This window comes from Variovorax sp. CCNWLW225, assembly GCF_037204045.1.
In the GTDB taxonomy this organism is placed as follows: Bacteria; Pseudomonadota; Gammaproteobacteria; order Burkholderiales; family Burkholderiaceae_C; genus Variovorax.
The window spans coordinates 1-17506 of record NZ_JBBCBV010000009.1; the positions used below are offsets into that span (position 1 = coordinate 1).

General features: G+C 66.7%; 15 protein-coding genes. 12 read left to right on the forward strand and 3 right to left on the reverse strand.

Annotated features, from left to right (window positions below):
- Nucleotides 1-97: 97 nt before the first annotated feature.
- Nucleotides 98-1210: a class I SAM-dependent methyltransferase gene (locus tag V9L20_RS16025; protein WP_337297348.1), complete on the reverse strand. Its 1113-nt coding sequence runs from the start codon at nt 1208-1210 to the stop codon at nt 98-100.
- Between the two features lie 26 nt (nt 1211-1236).
- On the opposite strand from V9L20_RS16025, the gene V9L20_RS16030 reads away from it, so the two are divergent.
- From V9L20_RS16030 to V9L20_RS16050, 5 genes are read left to right on the forward strand one after another with little or no spacing between them, the layout of a single operon-like run.
- A complete protein-coding gene (locus V9L20_RS16030; protein WP_337297349.1) occupies nt 1237-2013 on the forward strand; it encodes an SDR family oxidoreductase in 777 nt (258 codons plus the stop codon).
- Nucleotides 2014-2027: 14 nt separating this feature from the next.
- A complete protein-coding gene (locus V9L20_RS16035) occupies nt 2028-2402 on the forward strand; it encodes a dihydroneopterin aldolase (RefSeq protein WP_337297350.1) in 375 nt (124 codons plus the stop codon).
- Nucleotides 2403-2453: 51 nt separating this feature from the next.
- Nucleotides 2454-3383 (forward strand): tRNA 2-thiocytidine(32) synthetase TtcA, encoded by a 930-nt coding sequence (ttcA, locus tag V9L20_RS16040; protein ID WP_337297351.1) that lies wholly within the window; start codon nt 2454-2456, stop codon nt 3381-3383.
- Nucleotides 3384-3430: 47 nt separating this feature from the next.
- A complete protein-coding gene (locus tag V9L20_RS16045; RefSeq protein WP_337297352.1) occupies nt 3431-4051 on the forward strand; it encodes a DUF4136 domain-containing protein in 621 nt (206 codons plus the stop codon).
- A gap of 22 nt (nt 4052-4073) precedes the next feature.
- Nucleotides 4074-4721, forward strand: a complete 648-nt coding sequence (locus V9L20_RS16050) for a histidine phosphatase family protein (protein ID WP_258504082.1) — start codon at nt 4074-4076, stop codon at nt 4719-4721.
- 1 nt (nt 4722) lies between these two features.
- On the opposite strand, the gene V9L20_RS16055 is transcribed toward V9L20_RS16050, so the two are convergent.
- Nucleotides 4723-7887, reverse strand: coding sequence for an efflux RND transporter permease subunit (locus V9L20_RS16055; protein ID WP_337297353.1), 3165 nt, complete (start codon nt 7885-7887; stop codon nt 4723-4725).
- Nucleotides 7884-9101, reverse strand: a complete 1218-nt coding sequence (locus tag V9L20_RS16060) for an efflux RND transporter periplasmic adaptor subunit (protein ID WP_258504080.1) — start codon at nt 9099-9101, stop codon at nt 7884-7886. Before V9L20_RS16060 ends, V9L20_RS16055 begins: the two co-directional genes overlap by 4 nt.
- Nucleotides 9102-9288: 187 nt before the next feature.
- On the opposite strand from V9L20_RS16060, the gene V9L20_RS16065 reads away from it, so the two are divergent.
- The 7 genes from V9L20_RS16065 to mdoH all read left to right on the forward strand — a co-directional run bounded on the left by V9L20_RS16065 (nt 9289) and on the right by mdoH (nt 17216).
- Complete coding sequence (locus V9L20_RS16065) at nt 9289-9738, forward strand: hypothetical protein (protein ID WP_258504079.1); 450 nt, start codon at nt 9289-9291, stop codon at nt 9736-9738.
- A 91-nt stretch (nt 9739-9829) separates the two neighbouring features.
- The gene (gene miaB / locus V9L20_RS16070; protein WP_337297354.1) at nt 9830-11194 is read left to right on the forward strand and encodes a tRNA (N6-isopentenyl adenosine(37)-C2)-methylthiotransferase MiaB; all 1365 of its coding nucleotides are present in this window, start codon (nt 9830-9832) and stop codon (nt 11192-11194) included.
- A complete protein-coding gene (locus V9L20_RS16075) occupies nt 11194-12621 on the forward strand; it encodes a sensor histidine kinase (RefSeq protein ID WP_157612079.1) in 1428 nt (475 codons plus the stop codon). Before miaB ends, V9L20_RS16075 begins: the two co-directional genes overlap by 1 nt.
- A gap of 98 nt (nt 12622-12719) precedes the next feature.
- Nucleotides 12720-13376, forward strand: coding sequence for a hypothetical protein (locus tag V9L20_RS16080; RefSeq protein ID WP_337297355.1), 657 nt, complete (start codon nt 12720-12722; stop codon nt 13374-13376).
- A gap of 31 nt (nt 13377-13407) precedes the next feature.
- A complete protein-coding gene (locus V9L20_RS16085; protein ID WP_337297356.1) occupies nt 13408-14796 on the forward strand; it encodes a sigma 54-interacting transcriptional regulator in 1389 nt (462 codons plus the stop codon).
- Nucleotides 14797-14989: 193 nt separating this feature from the next.
- Entirely contained in the window at nt 14990-15193 is a 204-nt protein-coding gene (locus V9L20_RS16090; RefSeq protein WP_126747965.1) for a hypothetical protein, read from the forward strand.
- Nucleotides 15194-15200: 7 nt separating this feature from the next.
- Nucleotides 15201-17216 carry a glucans biosynthesis glucosyltransferase MdoH gene (mdoH, locus tag V9L20_RS16095; protein WP_337297357.1) on the forward strand — a complete coding sequence of 672 codons (2016 nt, stop codon included), beginning with the start codon at nt 15201-15203 and terminating at the stop codon, nt 17214-17216.
- The last annotated feature ends 290 nt before the right edge of the window (nt 17217-17506 follow it).

Here is a 17506-nt window from a genome sequence, read left to right on the forward strand (position 1 = left end):
GCCTTTCTTTTGCCTACGTTTCTTTGGCGAAGCAAAGAAAAGTAGGTCGCCCGCCGGGGCGAGACCCGGCCTCGGAATCAAAACCAAGCCAGCAGAGTCAGAGCGTATGACTCCGATCCCCCTCCACAAACCCCATCGCCTCCCAAGCCTCCCCCACAGCAAACCCCACAACCTTGAACAGCTCCCCCATCTCATGCTCATGAACGAGCCGAGCCGCCGTTCCCCTCTCCGCGGTAGAGCTCTGCTCCATCCTCGCCAGCAACCCGCAGTTCAGCAGAAACCGCGCCTGGCTGGTATAGCCCAGCACTTCGAGCCCCGCCTCTTGCCCCGCAAGCGCAATGCCCGTGAAGTTGACGTGCGCAGTGATGTCCTTGTAGCCCACGTCGGACAGCGGATCGCCGTCGGCCTGGTGCGCGCGGTGGCACATCACCGTTCCCATGTGGCGCTGCGGGTGGTAGTACTCGCGCTCCGGAAAGCCGTAGTCGATGAAGAAGGCCGCGCCCTTCGTCAGGCGGTCCGCCAGGGTCGCGACAAAAGCCTCGGCCTGAGGATGGATTTCGGTCAGGTAGTCGTGCTCGCCCGGCACCTCGAGCGGCGGCCGCAGTGCGGTCTCTCGGTCGGCCCAGGTCCAGCCGGAACCTTGCGTATCGCGCACGATGCCGCGCTCGAACCACCGGCCGCCCACGCGCGCCAGCAGTTGCACCGGCATCGCGTCGAGCACCTCGTTGCCAATCACCACGCCCTGCATCGATTCGGGCAGTTCGGCCAGCCATTCGACTCTGTCTGCATAGCGCACCAGGGCCTGCTGCTGGCGCTCGCGCAAGGTGCCCGAAAGATCGACGATGCGGTAGCGCACGTCGGTGCGGCCCATTTCGTCGAGGGCATGCAGCAGCTGCACCGCCAGGGCGCCGGAGCCGGCGCCGAATTCCCAGACCGTGTCGGTTCCGGTCTTCTGCAGCGCCTCGGCCACCTGCGCGGCAAGCGCCTGGCCGAACATGGGCGTGAGTTCGGGCGCGGTCACGAAGTCGCTGCCTGAAGACGGCATGTGGCCGAACTTGGCCGAGGTGTTGGCGTAGTAGCCCAACCCCGGCGCATACAGGGCCAGCGCCATGAAGCGGTCGAACCCGATCCAGCCGCCGGCGCGTTCCACGGCGCGGGCGATCAGGGCATCGATGGCGATGGGTAAACTGTTCGTCGTCTTTGTCGTCACCCCCCGATTCTCCCTTCTCTGTCCGCATGAGCACAGCACCGCTTTCCGCAGGCCCCCGCACCGTCCTCGTCACGGGTGCGGGCCGCCGGCTGGGGCGCGAGATTGCGCTGGCGCTGGCCGCGGGGGGCTGGCAGGTGGCGGTGCACTACCGCAGCTCTCGCATCGAGGCCGAGCAAACGTCGGCCAAATGCGCGGCGCTCTCGGACAAATCGGCCGCCTTCGAGGCCGACTTGCTCGACGAAGGCGCCACCCGTGCCTTGCTGCCGCGAGTGGCGGCGCACTTCGGCGGGGTCGATGCGGTGGTCCACAGTGCGGCGCTCTTCGAGCATGACGACGCGGCCAGCTTCAGCTATGCGCTCATGGAGCGCCATGCGCGCAGCAACACCGGCGCCGCCATTCTCCTGGCGCAGGCGCTGCGCGACCACCTGGCGCTGCGCGATGCGCAAGGCGCGGTGGTTCACCTGCTCGACCAGAAGCTCTGGAACCCCAACCCCGACTTCCTGAGCTACACGCTCTCCAAAGCCGCGCTGGAAGCCGCCACGCCCATGCTGGCGCTGGCGCTGGCGCCGCGCGTGCGGGTGGTCGGCGTGGCGCCCGGCCTCACGCTTTCGAGCCACATGCTGGACGACGAAAAGTTTGCCCAGCTGCACAAGCTGTCGCCGCTGGGCCGCTCTTCCACGCCCGCCGATGTGGTGGCCACGGTGAAATTTGCGCTGGAGAACAACTCGATCACCGGCACCACGCTGCTGGTGGACGGCGGCCAGCACCTGATGAGATTCGAGCGCGATTTCTCGCTCATGTGAGCACCACCAACACCATGTCCTCCATATCGCACGGCCACCAGACTCTCACCCTCCAGGGGCTGCGCTTCGACGCCAACCTGGGCATCCTCGAGCAGGAAAAGAGGGCACCCCAGCCGATCCTGGTCGATGCCGAGCTCAACCTCGGCTCGCAGCCGCTGCTGCCGCAGGACGACGACATCTTTCACGTGCTGGACTACCGCAAGGTGCGCCGCATCATCATCGACGAGTGCACCGCCGAGCATGTGAACCTGCTCGAAAGCCTGATCGGCAAGCTCGCGCAGCGGCTGCTGCAGCTGCCCGGTGTGCGGGGCGTAAGGGTGAAGATCGCCAAGCTCGAAATCTTCGACGACTGCGAGGTGGCTATCCGCATCGAAGCCGGGGAATGGTGATCCAAGGCAAAATCGGGGGTCTTTCCCTCATTTGCCTGAAGTAGCCCACCAATGAACGCCGTCTGGATCGACGAGGCGCCCGTCGCCGGCGCCGCCACCAATTCCCTGAAGATCGAGCGCGAGACGCACAAGCTCGAAAAGCGCCTGTGCCGCGAGGTGGGCCGCGCCATCGTCGACTACAACATGATCGAAGAGGGCGACAAGGTCATGGTGTGCGTCTCGGGCGGGAAGGACAGCTACGCCATGCTGGACATCCTGCTCAAGCTGAAGGCGCGGGCACCGATTCACTTCGACATCGTCGCGGTCAACCTCGACCAGAAGCAGCCCGGGTTTCCGGAAGAGGTGCTGCCCAAGTACCTGAGCGAGCTCGGCGTGGACTTCCACATCGAGAACCAGGACACCTACAGCATCGTCAAGCGCGTGATCCCCGAAGGCAAGACGACCTGCGGCCTGTGCAGCCGGCTGCGCCGCGGCATCCTGTACCGCGTGGCCGACGAGCTGGGCGCCACCAAGGTGGCGCTCGGGCACCACCGCGACGACATGCTGCAGACCTTCTTTCTCAACATGTTCTTCGCGGGCAAGCTCAAGAGCATGCCGCCCAAGCTGGTGAGCGACGACGGCAAGCACATCGTCATTCGCCCGCTCGCCTACGTGGCCGAGAAAGACCTGGTGCGCTGGGCCCAGCACCGCGAATTTCCGATCATTCCGTGCACGCTGTGCGGCAGCCAGGAAAACCTGCAGCGCAAGCAGGTCGGCGAAATGCTGCGCGAGTGGGACAGGAAGCACCCCGGCCGCGTGGAAAACATGTTCACCGCACTGCAGAACGTGGTGCCTTCGCACCTGCTCGACGGAACGCGGCACGACTTCAAGGGTCTGAAGGCGACCGGCGTGGCCGACGAAGACGGCGACAAGGCCTTCGACGCGCCCTCTTTCGACTTGCTCTCCCAGGCACCTGCAGCCCTGCGCATCCTTCAGGGCTGAACCGGGCAACCCAGGGGAATTTGGGGCTGGCGAGCCCGGAGACCCTCATGAAACGTGCGTTTCTTGCTCTTTTTTTTGCAGCAGCATTGAGCGGCTGCGCCACCTCCTGGGTGGTCGACAGCGACGTAAAGAGCTTTTCTTCGCTCGCCGCGGTGCCGCCCGGCGCCACCTACCGCTTCGAGCGCCTGCCCTCGCAGCAGGCCGACGCCGCCCGGCAGGAATCTCTGGAAGCAATGGCCGCCGCGGCGCTCGAAAAGGTGGGCCTGCGCCGCGACGATGCTCGCCCGACCTACAGCGCGCAGATCGGCGCGCGCGTGACGGCCGGCCTCTCGCCCTGGGCAGACCCGTGGCTTTTCGACGGCCCGTGGGGCTATGGCGGCTACGGGTATCACGGCTACGCCCGCCGCTGGTATGGCGGCGGCTGGTACGGCGGCCCGGCCTTCATGCCGCCGGCTGCCAATCCCTGGTACGAGCGCGAAGTAAGCATCGTGCTGCGCGACATCGGCTCGAACCGCGTGGTCTACGAAACGCGCGCCCGCAACGACGGCCCGTACAACATCAGCTCGACCATCCTGCCGGTGATGTTCGATGCCGCGCTGCAGGGCTTTCCGAACCCGCCGCAGGGCGAACGCCGGGTGAACATCGAGCTGCCCACGGCAAAGAAATGACGCGCTTCTAGAATCCCGCCGGATGGAAGAAATTACCCGTTTGATTGCCGTTCGCCATGGCGAAACCGCCTGGAACGTCGACACGCGCATTCAAGGCCAGCTCGACATCGGGCTCAACGCCACGGGCCTGTGGCAGGCCCGGCGCGTGGGGCACGCGCTGGCGGACGAAGACATCGGCGTGATCTACGCGAGCGACCTGTCGCGCGCCTGGCAAACCGCGCAGGAAATTGCAAAGCCCCACGGCCTCACGGTGCAGCCCGAGCCCGGCCTGCGCGAGCGCGCCTTCGGCCACTTCGAGGGCATGAGCTTCGCGGAGATCGAGGCCACCCTGCCCGAGCAGGCGAAACGCTGGCGCGAGCGCGACCCCGAGTTCGAGCCCGAAGGCGGCGAGAGCCTGCTGGCCTTTCGCGAGCGGGTGACGCGCATCGCATCGAAACTGGCCGCGCGCCACCCGGGACGGCTGGTGGTGCTGGTGGCGCACGGCGGCGTGATGGACGTGCTCTACCGCGCCGCCACCCGCCAGGAACTGCAGGCGCCGCGCACCTGGCAACTCGGCAATGCGGCCATCAACCGCATGCTGTGGACGCCCGAAGGCTTCAGCCTTGTGGGCTGGAGCGACACCGCCCACCTGGCGGCGGACGACGACGTTCTCGACGAAACAACGACCTAGGCTAGGCGTGCGACGCCGTGTGCCCGGCGGCATCGGCTTCGGTCTTGGCCTCGCCCGGCAGATCGACCATCGGCCCGGTGCCGCTGTAGCGGTCGAGCGCGAGGTAGATCGCGGGCGTGATGTAGAGCGTGATCACCTGCGAGAAGATCAGCCCGCCCACCACCGCCACACCCAGCGGCTGGCGCAGCTCGGCACCGGCGCCCAGGCCGAGCGCAAGCGGCAGCGCGCCCATCAGCGCGGCCAGCGTGGTCATGAGAATCGGGCGGAAGCGCAGCCGGCAGGCCTCGCGGATGGCGTCGACCGGCTTCATGCCTTCGGTGCGCTGCGCATCGAGCGCGAAGTCGATCATCATGATCGCGTTCTTCTTCACGATGCCGATCAAAAGCAGGATGCCGATGGTCGCGATCAGCGTCAGGTCGAAGCCGAATATCTTCAGCGAGATCAACGCGCCCACAGCCGCCGAGGGTAGCCCGGCCAGGATGGTCAACGGGTGGATGTAGCTCTCGTACAGCACGCCCAGCAGCACGTAGATCACCAGCACGGCCAGCACCAGCAACACGGCCTGGCTGGCCTGCGAGCTCTGGAACACCGCCGCATCGCCGCCGTAGGTGGTGATGATCGACTGCGGCATCTTCAGCTCTGCCTTGAACTGGTCGATCTTCGCGGTCGCGTTGCCCAGCGGCACGTCGGGCGCAAGGTTGAACGACACCGTGACCGCCTGCAGCTGGCCCTGGTGGTTGACCGAGGTCGGCCCCACGGTGCGCTTGACGGTCGAGAAGGCCGACAGCGGCACCAACTGGCCGCCGGTGCTGCGCACCGACAGGCGCGACACGTCGTCTTCGAACTGGCGGTCGCTGTCGGCGGCCGACAGAATCACCTGGTAGGTATTGCTCGCGCCGTAGATGCTGCCGATCTGCCGGTCGCCGTACGCGTTGTACAGCGCCAGGCGCAGGTCGCCCACCGCGACACCGAGCACGCCGGCCTTGTCGCGGTCGATTTCCAGCGTGGCCTGCAGGCCGCGGTTCTGCGAGTCGCTGGTGACGTCGCGGAAGACCGGGTCGGCGCGCATGCGCTCCATGAGTCGTGTGGACCACGGCACCATTTCGCCGGCGTTCACGCTTTGCAGCGTGTACTGGAAGCGCGCCTTGCTCTGGCGGCCGCCCAGGCGCAGGTTCTGCACCGGCTGCATGTAGACCGCAATGCCCGGAATCTCCCGGAAACGCTGGCGCAGCGATTCGAGCACCTTGGCCATCTTGGGGCGCTGGCTGCGCGGCTTGAGCACGGCGAAAAGGCGGCCTGAGTTCTGCGTGGCCGTAGGGCCGCCCACGCCGACGAACGAGCTCACGTAGGCCACGCTCGGGTCGGCCTGGAGCGAAGCGGCCACGCGCTCCTGCAGCGCATTCATGGCGGTGAAGGAAATGTCCTCGGCCGCTTCGGTGGTGATCTGGATCTGCCCGATGTCTTCCTCGGGGAAGAAGCCCTTCGGTATGGAAACGAACAGCCAGGCCGTGACGACGAAGGTGGCGCCGGCCACCAGCAGCATCAGCGTGCGATGGCCAAGAGTCCAGTCGAGCGTTCGCATGTAGGTGCCATGCACCCAGCGGTAACCACGCTCGAAGGCGCGGCCGATGGCGGTTCCGGGTTCCGGATGCTCTTCTTCGTGGTCGATGGCGCCTTCAGGACGTGGCGTGTGCTTGAGCAGCCGGCTCGCAAGCATCGGCACCAGCGTGAGCGACACCACGGCCGACACCAGCACGGCCAGCGCCACCACCACCGCGAACTCGTGGAACAACAGGCCGATGACACCCGGCATGAAGAAGATGGGGATGAACACCGCCACCAGCGAAATCGAAATCGAGATGATGGTGAAGCCCACCTCTCGCGCGCCGCGCAGCGCCGCCGCGAAGGGCTCCATGCCCTTTTCGACATAGCGCATGATGTTTTCGAGCACCACGATGGCGTCGTCCACCACCAGGCCCACGGCCAGCGTGATGCCGAGCAGCGACACGTTGTCCAGGCTGTAGCCGAAGGCATAGAGCAGCGCCACCGCGCCGATGAGCGAGATCGGGATCGTGACGGCTGGAATCAGCGTGGCCACCAGCCGGTGCAGGAACAGGAAGATCACCATGACCACCAGCGCGATGGTGCCCAGCAGCGTGAGCTGCACGTCGTGCACCGCCTCGCGGATGGACAGCGAGCGGTCGTTCACCATGTGGATCTCGACCGATTGCGGAAGCTCCGCCTTGAAGCGCGGAATGAGCGCGCGCACCGCGTCCACCACCTCCACGGTGTTGGCATTGGGCTGCCGCTGCACAGCGAGCGAGATGGAGCTCTGGCCGTTGAAGCTGCTCGCGGTCTTGACCGACTCGAAGCTGTCTTCGATGGTGGCCACTTCGTCGAGCCGCACCGGGGCGCCGTTGCGCTGGCCGATGATCAGCTTGGCGAAGTCTTCGGCCTTCGTGAGTTGCCGGTTGGCCTGGATGGTGAGCGTCTGGCGCGGCCCGTCGAGCGTGCCGACGGGCGTGTTGGCATTGGCCGAATTCACGGCCCTGGCAAGTTCGTCGAGCGTGATGTTGCGGGCGTTCAGCAGATCGGCATTGGCCTTGATGCGCACCGCGAAGGCCTTGCGCCCGTACACGGCCACCTGCGCCACGCCGTCGATGGTGGAGAGCGTGGGCGAGATCAGGTTCTCTGCGTAGTCGTTGAGCTCCGAGGGGTTCATCGACGGCGAAATGAGCGCGATGAACAGCACCGGCGCATCGGCCGGATTCACCTTGCGGTACGAAGGCAGCTGCGTGAGCTCTTGCGGCAACTGGCGCTGGGCGCGCAGCAGCGCGGCCTGAACGTCGACGGCGGCGGCATCGATGTCGCGGCTGCTCACGAACTCGAGCGTGATCGAACTCACGCCCTGGGTGTTGACCGAGCTGATGGTCTGCAGGCCCGGAATGGTCGAGAACTGCTTCTCGAGCGGCAGCGCCACCGACGAGGCCATGGTGTCGGGGCTTGCCCCCGGCAACTGGGCGTTCACGTTGATGACCGGTGTGTTGTAGCTCGGCAGCGCGGCGACCGGAATGCTGAAATACGCAAAGATGCCCGCCACCACCACCGCGGCGGACAACAGCACCGTCATGGCGGGACGGCGGATGCACAGCTCCGAGATGTTCATGCGCGTTCCCGCGGGGTCTTGACGTCCGACGAGGCCGCGCTGCCCGGTGTGACGCCGGTCGTGCCCGCCGGCGCGGCCTTTGCGTCGACGCGGACCTTGCCGCCCGGGCGCACGTTCTGGCTGCCCTCGATGACCACCTGCTCACCCGGCTCGACGCCGCTCACCGCCACCTTCGTGCCGAAGGTATAGAGCACCTGGACTTTGCGGCGCGCCGCGGTGCCGGCCTGGTCCACCACGTAGAGCGAGGCGCCGTCGGGCAGCATCATGAGCGCCGCGGCCGGTACCACGGTGGCGCCTGCCAGCGTGCGCACCGTGATGCGCGTGCCCACGAACTGGCCGGGCCACAGGCTCTGGTCGCCGTTGTCGAACACCGCCTTCGCGCGCACGGTGCCGATCTGCGGGTCGACCGTGTTGTCGACGAAATTGAGCACCCCGCTCAGCGGCTCGCGCCGGCCGGTCACGAGCGCCTCGACCTTGGCGCGGCTGCGCGCGGCGGCCAGCAGGTCCTGCAGATTGGCCTCGGGCACAGGGAAGCTCACCGCAATGGGATCGAGCTGCGTGATGGTGACGAGGGACAGCGTGGGCTGCACCAGCGTGCCGGGATAGATGTTGACGGCGCCGATGCGCCCGGCGATGGGCGCGCGCAGCGTGGCGTAGCCCAGCGCCACTTGCGCCGACTGCACCGCGGCGCGGTCGGCCGCCACCGCGGCGCGCTGCGCCTCCAGCTGCGACAGCGTGGCGTCGGTGGCGCTCTTGGAAATGAAGTTCTGCGCCAGCAGTTCCTGGCTGCGCTTGTACTGGCGCTCCAGGTCGGCCAGCGTGGCCTCGTCGCGCTTCTGCTGCGCGCGGGCGCGGGCCAGGTTGGCCTGGTCATTGCGGTCGTCCAGCGTGAAGAGCAACTGGCCCTCCTTGACGAACTGCCCTTCCTTCACGTGCACCGCCGCCACGGTATTGGTGACCTGCGGCCGGAGATCGACGCTGTTGAGGGACACCACGCTGCCGTTGACCTGGACCGTGACCGGCACGTCCTGCCGCACGGCGGTTGCGAGCGTTACCAGTGCCGGCGGCGCGCCGTCGGCGGGTGCCACGCCCTTGGCGCCCGCGGCAGGCTTGGCGCTGCCTGCGGCAAGACGATCGCCAGATCCGCTCCACCACCATCCCGCGGCGGCTACGATCGACACACCTGCAAGGGCGAAGACGAGTTTTTTCTTCATGGATTTTTTGTGCACTTTGGGCTGACAGCGGCTATTGGATCAGCGGCCAGTTCACAGTGTCGACGGGTACCGTAAAGATAAGTAAAGCGGCAACGCAATGGCCCGTGCACAACCCGCTGTGGCAGGCGCAAGGCCGAATTCAACCTCGCCGCTAAAATCGCCGCTCCACAGCCTCTGGATATACCCCATGAACCGCTGCAAGAAACCCACGAATGCTCTCACTTTCATAGCGCTTTGCACAGTAGCTGCAAGCCTTTTTTCCATTGACGCGGCGGCCCAGGCCGACATTCCCCGGCCGCAGACGCAGAACGAGTCGCTCGTAGGCGGCCGCACGTTCCCGGTTGGCACGCTGCGCGGCAAGTTCATGGTGATCGACGGGGTCGACGTCGAACTCGACGGCAAGCCTGACCGCATGGCGCCTGGCGGACGCATCCGCAGCGCCCAGAACATGCTGGTCATGTCGAGTGCCATCACGGGTCAGAAATACCTGGTCAACTACACGCGTGACGCAGCGGGCCTGCTGCGCGAGGTCTGGATCCTGACGCCCGACGAAGCCGTTGCCAGGCGCGAATCGCTCGACAAGCCGCTCCTGAACATCTGGCCGTTCACCACGAACGACACCGTCAACACGCAATAAAAATGCCAGCGGGCACTCGCCCGCCGCGCTTCCGGACGCCGCGCGCGTCCGGTATTCCGCCTTCCCGCTCGGGAGGGCAAGAGAGCACCCCATGAGCAAAAAAGTCTTTATCAAAACCTTCGGCTGCCAGATGAACGAGTACGACTCGGACAAGATGGCCGATGTGCTGAACGCCGCGCAGGGCTACGAGCCCACCCAGAACGTGGACGAGGCCGACCTGATCCTGTTCAACACCTGCTCGGTGCGCGAAAAGGCCCAGGAGAAGGTGTTCTCCGACCTGGGCCGCGTGAAGCACCTGAAGGCCAAGGGCGTGAAGATCGGCGTGGGCGGCTGCGTGGCCAGCCAGGAGGGCGATGCCATCATCGCGCGCGCGCCTTACGTCGACATCGTGTTCGGCCCGCAAACGCTGCACCGCCTGCCCGAAATGCTGAACGACCGCGAGCGGCTCGACCGCCCGCAGGTGGACATCAGCTTTCCCGAGATCGAGAAGTTCGACCACCTGCCGCCCGCACGGGTGGAGGGCGCTACGGCGTTCGTGTCGATCATGGAAGGCTGCTCCAAATACTGCAGCTACTGCGTGGTGCCCTACACCCGCGGCGAGGAAGTGAACCGCCCGCTAGACGACGTGCTGGTGGAGATTGCCGGCCTGGCCGACCAGGGCGTGCGCGAGGTCACGCTGCTGGGGCAGAACGTGAACGCCTACCGTGGCCGCATGGGCGATACGGCGGAAATTGCCGACTTCGCGCTGCTCATCGAGTACGTTGCAGAGATCCCCGGCATCGAGCGCATCCGCTACACGACCAGCCACCCGAACGAGTTCACGCCACGGCTGATCGAGGCCTACGCCAAGGTGCCGCAGCTCGTGAGCCACCTGCACCTGCCCGTGCAGCACGGCAGCGACCGCATCCTGATGGCCATGAAGCGCGGCTACACCGCCATGGAATACAAGAGCACGGTGCGCAAGCTGCGCGCCATCCGGCCCGAGCTTGCGCTCTCCAGCGACTTCATCGTCGGCTTCCCGGGCGAGACCGACGAAGACTTTGCCAAGATGATGAAGCTGATCGACGACTGCAAGTTCGACAACAGCTTCAGCTTCATCTTCAGTCCGCGCCCTGGCACGCCGGCCGCGGCGCTGCACGACGACACGCCGCATGCGGTGAAGCTTGCGCGCCTGCAAACGCTGCAGCGCGTGATCGACGGCAACGTGCGCCGCTTCGGCGATGCGCTCGTGGGCACCACGCAGCGCGTGCTGGTCGAAGGGGCTTCGCGCAAGGACGCGAACGAACTGATGGGCCGCACGGAGTGCAACCGCGTGGTCAACTTCGAAGGCGATGCACGGCTCGTCGGGCAAATGGCCGACCTGCGCATCACGCGCTCGCTCGCCTACACGCTGCGCGGCGAAGTGGCCACGCGCGAAACGTCGACGGCGCCGGCTCCGGCCGCGCTCGCCGCCTGATGGCGAAGCGGCCATCGACGCGGGGCTCGTTCCAGCAGCTCCTTCTTTTCGCATTCCTGCTCATCACCGCCTTGCTGGTGGGCGTGGTGCTGCGCTCTGTGTTCCAGTACGACGCGCTCATGAGCCAGAGCCGCGATGCGGCCGCCCGTGCGCTGCGGCTCTCGGGCGCGGCCCAGTCGCTGGCCGAGCGCAGCGCGGCCATGGAGCGCGCCGGTCGCCAGTCGCTGGTGCTGAACGACGCCGTGCTGCGCCGCCGCTTCGACGATGCCGCGCGTGAAGCGCACCAGGTGCTCGAACGGCTCGAGAACAACGGCCTTGCGCCGGCGGGCATCCAGATGTGGCGCGCCCAGCTCGGCGTGATCGAAGGCCTGATGAGCGGAAGCGCCGACAGCGCGCTCTCGCGCGAAAGCACCATGGCCATGCAGTTCCGTGAACTCGATTCGCTGAACACCAACTTGGCGCAGCAGGCGCAGTTCCTCATCGAAACGCAAAACGATGCGCTGGCCAAGCGCATCGAGAACGCACGCCGCCGCCTGATGCGCGAAGTGATCGCCGCCAGCGTGCTCGCCGTGTCTCTGGCCTTGGCTTTCGGCATCTGGCTGGCGCGCCCGTTCAAGCGGCTGGAGCACGCCATCGTCGGCCTCGGGCAAAACCGGCTCGACGAGCCGATCGACATTCGCGGTCCGGCCGACATTCGGCGCGTGTCGCAGCAGCTGGAGTGGCTGCGCCTGCGCCTGACCGAACTGGACGCCGACAAGGCGCGCTTCCTGCGCCATGTGTCGCACGAACTGAAAACGCCGCTCGCCGCGCTGAGGGAAGGTGTCTCGCTGCTCGAAGACGGTGTGACCGGGCCGCTCAACCCGGCCCAGCTGGAAGTGGCGCAAATCCTGAACCAGAACACCGTGTCGCTGCAGGGCCAGATCGAGGCATTGCTGCGCTTCAATGCCGCGGCCTTCGAGGCGCGCGAGCTGCGCCGGGAACGCACCGAGCTGCTGCCGCTGATCGAGGAACAGATCGAGGCGCAGCGCCTGCAGTGGCAAGCCCACGGCCTGCGCGTGCGCGCAGAGGGCGAGCCGCTCACGGTCACGGTGGACCGCACCAAGCTCGGCACCGCCATTGCCAACCTGCTGTCCAATGCCATCCGCTATTCGGCGCGCGGCGGAGTCATCAATATCGTGGTGTCGAGCACGCCGGATTCGGCCTGCATCGATGTCAATGACGCCGGCCCGGGTATTGCCGAAAGCGACCGCGACCGCATTTTCGAGCCGTTCTACCGGGGCGAACGCCAACCCGAGCATGCGGTCAAGGGCACCGGCATCGGCCTTTCCATCGTGCAGGAGTACATTGCTGCCCATGGGGGCCGCATCACCCTGCAGCCGAGCGGGCCTGGCGCGCGTTTTCGCATCGAACTGCCGCGCACGGCCTGATCCCGGATCCAGCCTCCAGAACAACCCACCGCCAATCCTTCGTGAAGCCTCCGGGCATCCACCTGAAACACTGCCTTTTGTCTTTCCTTCGTCGATCCATGTCTTTTTCGTTCGTCCGCAGTTCGACCTTCTACGGGGCGATGGCCGTGCCTTTCGTCCTGCTGCTGGCCGCCTGCGCGACGCAACCCGAGCCCCCGGCCGAGGCCACCGCCCTGCCGCCGCCGCCCGTGGTGCCGCGCGTGATGCCCGTGGAGGCCGAGCCCAAGGCGCCGGCCACGCAGCCGGCATCGCTCTTCACATTGATGACTCAAGGCCCCGTGGCGGCGATGCTGGCCTATGCCGACAAGGTGCGTCCGCTGGGCGGCGCCGAGCTGAGCGCCGAGATCACCCGCGCCGGCGATCCGGGCGATTCGCCCAGCGCGCAAATGCAGCTGGCGCTGCTGCTTGCGCAAACGCGCGTGCCGGCCGACCTGGCGCGCGCCCTTGGCCTGATGCAGCGCGTGGCGGCCAACCCCTTACCCGAAGCGCAGCCGCTGCAGCCGCTCGCGCGCGCACTGGCCGCGCGCTACGTGGAGCAACGCCGCGTCGAGGACGACCGCGACAAGCAGGTGCAGCAGCTGCGCGAAAGCCAGCGCCGCATCGACCAGCTGAACGACCGCATCGAAGCGCTGCGCGCCATCGAACGCAGCTTCGCGCGCCCGAACGCACCGGCACCCACCCTGCCCCCACCCAACGGCACCAAGCCCACCCCATGAACATCCAGCGGCTGCAGAAAGAGGTTCTTCGATGAGCACGACCGGCGCGCGCCTGCTGGTGGTGGACGACGATCCGGACATGCTGCGGCTGCTCTCGATGCGGCTGAGTTCGGTCGGCTACCAGGTCACTGCCGTGAGCTCGGCCGAAACCGCGCTCACCCAGCTCGAGATCGAGCATCCGCAACTGGTGCTCAGCGACGTGCGGCTGCCCGGCCGCGACGGGCTCCAGCTGTTCGATGAAATAAGAAAGCGCCACCCCTCGCTGCCGGTGATCCTGCTCACCGCCCACGGCACCATTCCGGATGCCGTCGAGGCCACGGCGCGCGGCGTGTTCACTTATCTCACCAAGCCGTATGACGGCCGCGAGCTGCTCGACAAGATCGCCCAGGCGCTGGCGCTCGGCGCCCCCGCCAGCACGCCCGCCAAGGCCGGCGACGAAAGCTGGCGCGCCGAAATCGTGAGCCGCAGCAACCGCATGTCCGAACTGCTGGCCGAAGCGCGCATGGTCGCCAAGTCGGACGCCTCGGTGCTTTTGCGCGGAGACAGCGGCGCCGGCAAGGAGCTGCTGGCGCGTGCCATTCACCGCGCGAGCGCTCGCGCCGACAAGCCCTTCGTGGCCGTCAATTGCGGCGCCATTCCCGAGGCGCTGCTCGAGTCGGAACTGTTCGGCCACATGAAGGGCGCCTTCACCGACGCGCACGCCAACCACAAGGGCCTGTTCCAGCAGGCCGACGGCGGCACGCTGCTGCTGGACGAAATCGGTGACATGCCGCCCGCGCTGCAGGTCAAGCTGCTGCGGGTACTGCAGGAGCGCGCGGTACGGCCGCTGGGCGCCAGCCAGTCGATCGAGGTCGACGTGCGCATCATCTCGGCAACCCACCGCGACCTGGACGCGGCCATGGAAGCGGGCCAGTTCCGCGAAGACCTTTATTACCGCCTGAACGTGGTCACGCTCACGCTGCCGCCGCTGTCGGCCCGGCGCGAGGACATTCCGCTCTTGGCCAACCACTTCCTGCAGAAGCTGTCGACCAAGTACGGCAAGCGCCTGTCCGGCTTCGCGCCCGAGGCACTGAAGGCGCTGGCCACCGCCGCCTGGCCGGGCAACGTGCGGCAGCTCTACAACGTGGTGGAACAGGTTTGCGCGCTGTCGAGCTCGCCGCTCATTCCGCTGGCGCTGGTGCAGCGGGCACTGCGGGTGCCGACGGTCGAGGTCCAGACCTATGCCGAGGCCAAGCAGCGTTTCGAGCGCGACTACCTGGTCGGGCTGCTCAAGCTGACCGACGGCAACGTGGCCGACGCGGCCCGCCTGGCCGACCGCAATCGCACCGAGTTCTATCGCCTGCTGCAAAAGCACGAACTCACCCCGGGCCACTTCAAGGCCGACCCTGTCGCTCCGGGCAGCGAGCCTGTCGCCGACTAGCGACGTCGCTAAGTTGTTGATTTAAAAGGATCTTTTCCGCCAGCCTCCCAGGCTTGTCGGGATTCGGCGACAAAAACAGGGGTTTCAGAGCCTCCCAACCGGCTCCAACTCCGAAAATCGCATCCAGATCGCGCCAAGTTGTTGATCTGAAAGCGTTTTTTCATCCTGGCACAGGGTTTGCCCCTGTACAGGCATGACAGCACTCAACAGCCCATCTTTCGCACTGCGCCAGCAGCGCGACGGCCTGCGTCAAAAGCAGTTTTCCCCCGTGCGGCCCCGTGCCGCCGGTCATTCGCTGGCCGCGCTCGCAAGCGCAGGCGGCGCCGAACCGGATTGCGTGATCAAGCGCTTTCCTGCCATTGGCGACACCCCTTCCCTCGACAAGCAACGTTGGTAAATCACACATGAAGCCGAACGACTTCTCCCAACTGAACGTGCTGACCGAAGCCGACTTTTCGCACCGCAGCCCGGTGCGCGAAGAACGCCACCCTAATTCCGTGACCGCTCCGCCGGTCAACCGCGGCTCCATGGCGCCCCGCCCCTGGCGCGGCTTCTGGAACAGCATCGGCACCGCCCTGCTGGTCAAGCTCGGCGCCGGCGGCAAGCCGGAAAGCCAAACCGCCGAAGCCGGCGAACAGGTCAAGCAGCCATGGCAGCGCGCCGCCGCGCAGCGCCGCTTCGCCTTCATGGCGCTCACGCTGCTGAGCACCGTGATTGCCTCCGCGCTGTTTGCCGGCGTGCAGCCCGACTACGACAACATCTGGCTCGAATACGGCCAGATCGGCCTGTACGGCCTGCTTTCGGGCTGGGTCGTCACCGGTTTTGTCACGGCGCTCATGGGCTTTTACGTCTCGGTGCGCGGTGACAAGCACGCCCTGTCGGTCAAGCAGGTGGCCCACCACCCGATGAACCCCGAAGCTCGCACCGCGATCATCATGCCGATCTGCAACGAAGACGTTGCCACGGTGTTCGCAGGCCTGCGCGCCACCTGCGAATCGGTCGCGGCCACCGGCCACGCCAGGCAGTTCGACGTGTTCGTGCTGTCCGACAGCTACTCGCCCGAAACCGCCGCCGCCGAACGCGCCGCCTGGGAAGACCTTCGCGCCGCACTGGCCGACAGCCCGAACCAGCCGCAGGTCGAGGTGTACTACCGCCTGCGCACCCGCCGCACGCACCGCAAGGCCGGCAACGTGGCCGACTTCTGCCGCCGCTGGGGCAAGGACTACCGCTACATGGTCGTGCTCGACGCCGACTCCGTGATGAGCGGCGACTGCCTAACCTCGATGGTCAAGCTGATGGAAGCCAACCCCACCGCCGGCATCATCCAGACCGCCACGCAGGCCATCGGCCACGTGACGCTGCATGCCCGCGCGCAGCAATTCGCTTCCCGCGTGACGGGCCGCCTGTTCACGCTGGGCATGCAGTTCTGGCAACTGGGCGAATCGCACTACTGGGGCCACAACGCGATCATCCGCGTCGAGCCCTTCATGAAGCATTGCGCGCTGGCGCCCATCAAGGGCACCGGCGGCATGTCGGGCGGCATCATGTCGCACGACTTCGTCGAAGCCGCGCTGATGCGCCGCGCGGGCTACAACGTGTGGCTCTGCGCCGACCTGGTCGGCAGCTACGAGCAGCAACCGCCGGACCTGCTGGCCGAACTCCAGCGCGACCGCCGCTGGTGCCAGGGCAACCTGCAAAACGCCCGCCTGATGGCCGAACCCGGCATTCACCCGGTGCACCGCGCAATGTTCGTGACCGGCACCATGGCTTATGTCTCGGCGCCGCTGTGGCTGGCTTTCCTGACGCTGGGCACCGCGCTGTGGCTGAGCGGCTCGAGCCTCATCTCCAGCTGGAGCGTGCTGCCGGCGGAACTGGCCGGCCTGTGGATCTGGACCCTGTGCCTGTTGTTCCTGCCCCGCGTGCTCGGCATTGCCGCCGTGCTGATGCGCGGCGAGCAACGCCAGTACGGCGGCCTGTGGGGCCTGGTGAAGAGCTCGGTGCTCGAAAGCGCCCTGGCCATCGTGCAGGCGCCGGTTCGCATGCTGGCCCACTCGCTGTTCGTGCTGGTTGCCCTCACCGGCATCAAGCTCGACTGGAAGTCGCCCCCGCGCGAAGCCGCTGCCGTGCCGTGGAAGGTTGCCGTGTCGCAGCTCGCTCCCATGAGCGTGGTGGTTGGTGCGCTGGCCCTGGGCGTTGCAATGATCGACCCGAGCGCGCTGATCTGGCTCATGCCCGTTGGCCTGCCGCTGCTGCTGGCAATTCCGCTCACGGTGCTGACCAGCCAGATCGCACTGGGCACGTCGCTGCGCGATCGCGGCTTCCTGCTGATTCCCGAGGAATCGCGTTCGCCGGCCGTGCTGCGCCGCGCCTGGATGCATGCGGTGCGCCTTGCGCGTCCCGCGGCGCTGGCCACAGCCTGATGCGCTGAAGACACAGCCCCAAAAAAAGCCGGCCTCAGGGTCGGCTTTTTTTATGGTGCGTGGCTAGAATCGCGCCTTCCTTTTTCAACCCACGGATCCCTCGATCCCCTGGAGCGCCAAGTGCCCCGATTCGCCGTCACCACCCTCTGACGCCGACAACACCACTCGCTGGTCATGTCGGGCGCCTAGCTGCGTTCCCTCACTGACCAGGCACGGCCCGCTTCGGCCGCCGAGTCGATCTCTCTTCCAGCTTCGCTCCCGCACGTTGTCGGTTCTTCCTGATTTGCATC

Coding starts and splice junctions, on each gene's coding strand:
- V9L20_RS16030 (WP_337297349.1), top strand. CDS start 1,237: ATGAGCACAGCACCGCTTTCCGCAGGCCCCCGCACCGTCCTCGTCACG.
- V9L20_RS16035 (WP_337297350.1), top strand. CDS start 2,028: ATGTCCTCCATATCGCACGGCCACCAGACTCTCACCCTCCAGGGGCTG.
- ttcA (WP_337297351.1), top strand. CDS start 2,454: ATGAACGCCGTCTGGATCGACGAGGCGCCCGTCGCCGGCGCCGCCACC.
- V9L20_RS16045 (WP_337297352.1), top strand. CDS start 3,431: ATGAAACGTGCGTTTCTTGCTCTTTTTTTTGCAGCAGCATTGAGCGGC.
- V9L20_RS16050 (WP_258504082.1), top strand. CDS start 4,074: ATGGAAGAAATTACCCGTTTGATTGCCGTTCGCCATGGCGAAACCGCC.
- V9L20_RS16055 (WP_337297353.1), bottom strand. CDS start 7,887: ATGAACATCTCGGAGCTGTGCATCCGCCGTCCCGCCATGACGGTGCTG.
- V9L20_RS16060 (WP_258504080.1), bottom strand. CDS start 9,101: ATGAAGAAAAAACTCGTCTTCGCCCTTGCAGGTGTGTCGATCGTAGCC.
- V9L20_RS16065 (WP_258504079.1), top strand. CDS start 9,289: ATGAACCGCTGCAAGAAACCCACGAATGCTCTCACTTTCATAGCGCTT.
- miaB (WP_337297354.1), top strand. CDS start 9,830: ATGAGCAAAAAAGTCTTTATCAAAACCTTCGGCTGCCAGATGAACGAG.
- V9L20_RS16075 (WP_157612079.1), top strand. CDS start 11,194: ATGGCGAAGCGGCCATCGACGCGGGGCTCGTTCCAGCAGCTCCTTCTT.
- V9L20_RS16080 (WP_337297355.1), top strand. CDS start 12,720: ATGTCTTTTTCGTTCGTCCGCAGTTCGACCTTCTACGGGGCGATGGCC.
- V9L20_RS16085 (WP_337297356.1), top strand. CDS start 13,408: ATGAGCACGACCGGCGCGCGCCTGCTGGTGGTGGACGACGATCCGGAC.
- V9L20_RS16090 (WP_126747965.1), top strand. CDS start 14,990: ATGACAGCACTCAACAGCCCATCTTTCGCACTGCGCCAGCAGCGCGAC.
- mdoH (WP_337297357.1), top strand. CDS start 15,201: ATGAAGCCGAACGACTTCTCCCAACTGAACGTGCTGACCGAAGCCGAC.